Annotated in this window: 1 rRNA gene; it reads right to left on the reverse strand. The window is 50.9% G+C overall.

The window, feature by feature from the left end:
• A 23S ribosomal RNA gene (locus AACS24_RS10325) occupies window positions 1-1515 on the reverse strand; the annotation flags it as partial.
• Window positions 1516-1671 lie beyond the last annotated feature (156 nt).

Below are 1671 nucleotides of genomic sequence, written 5' to 3' on the forward strand. Positions count from 1 at the left end.
GTTCGTCTCGTGTCTCAGCGTTGCACCTCCGGATTTACCTAAAGGTACCGCCTACGCACTTTCACCAGGACAACCGTCGCCTGGCCCACCTAGCCTTCTCCGTCCCCCCATCGCAATTACAAGTCGTGCAGGAATATTAACCTGCTTCCCATCGATTACGCCTTTCGGCCTCACCTTAGGGGTCGACTCACCCTGCCCCGATTAACGTTGGACAGGAACCCTTGGTCTTCCGGCGAGGAGGCTTTTCACCCCCTTTATCGTTACTTACGTCAGCATTCGCACTTCTGATATCTCCAGCATACCTCTCGATACACCTTCGCAGACTTACAGAACGCTCCCCTACCACTTGCACTAAGTGCAAATCCGCGGCTTCGGTGCCTGGTTTGAGCCCCGTTACATCTTCCGCGCAGGCCGACTCGACTAGTGAGCTATTACGCTTTCTTTAAATGATGGCTGCTTCTAAGCCAACATCCTAGCTGTCTGAGCCTTCCCACATCGTTTCCCACTTAACCAGAACTTTGGGACCTTAGCCGGCGGTCTGGGTTGTTTCCCTCTTCACGACGGACGTTAGCACCCGCCGTGTGTCTCCCGGATAGTACTTACTGGTATTCGGAGTTTGCATGGAGTTGGTAAGTCGGGATGACCCCCTAGTCCAAACAGTGCTCTACCCCCAGTAGTATTCGTCCGAGGCGCTACCTAAATAGCTTTCGGGGAGAACCAGCTATCTCCGAGTTTGATTGGCCTTTCACCCCCAGCCACAGGTCATCCCCTAACTTTGCAACGTTAGTGGGTTCGGTCCTCCAGTTGATGTTACTCAACCTTCAACCTGCCCATGGCTAGATCACCCGGTTTCGGGTCTACACCTTGCAACTAGACGCCCAGTTAAGACTCGGTTTCCCTACGGCTCCCCTATACGGTTAACCTCGCTACAAAATGTAAGTCGCTGACCCATTATACAAAAGGTACGCAGTCACCCCGAAGGGCTCCCACTGCTTGTACGTACACGGTTTCAGGTTCTATTTCACTCCCCTCACAGGGGTTCTTTTCGCCTTTCCCTCACGGTACTGGTTCACTATCGGTCAGTCAGGAGTATTTAGCCTTGGAGGATGGTCCCCCCATATTCAGACAGGATGTCACGTGTCCCGCCCTACTCGATTTCACTTCAAGGTCGTTTTCATGTACGGGGCTATCACCCTGTATCGCTGGCCTTTCCAGGACCATTCCACTAACTTCCAAGAAACTTAAGGGCTAATCCCCGTTCGCTCGCCGCTACTGAGGGAATCTCGGTTGATTTCTTTTCCTCGGGGTACTTAGATGTTTCAGTTCTCCCGGTTCGCCTCGTTGCACTATGTATTCATGCAACGATACCTAGCTTATGCTAAGTGGGTTTCCCCATTCGGAAATCTGTGAGTAATAGCGTCTCTTACCGACTTCTCACAGCTTATCGCAGGTTAGTACGTCCTTCATCGCCTCTGACTGCCAAGGCATCCACCATGTACGCTTAGTCACTTAACCATACAACCCCAAGAAGTGTCGGTGAAACCGGCACAGCTTGTTGTCGTACAACAAGGACCAAATAAAATTTGGTTTTCGCCAAGAAGTTTCCAAAGCACTTGTAACAAATGTTTGAGAACTACTTTTTAAATCAGCTTTCCAGATTGTTAAAGAGCA

The sequence above is a fragment of the Aeromonas sp. HMWF016 genome, assembly GCF_963878195.1.
Lineage (GTDB): Bacteria > Pseudomonadota > Gammaproteobacteria > Enterobacterales > Aeromonadaceae > Aeromonas > Aeromonas lacus.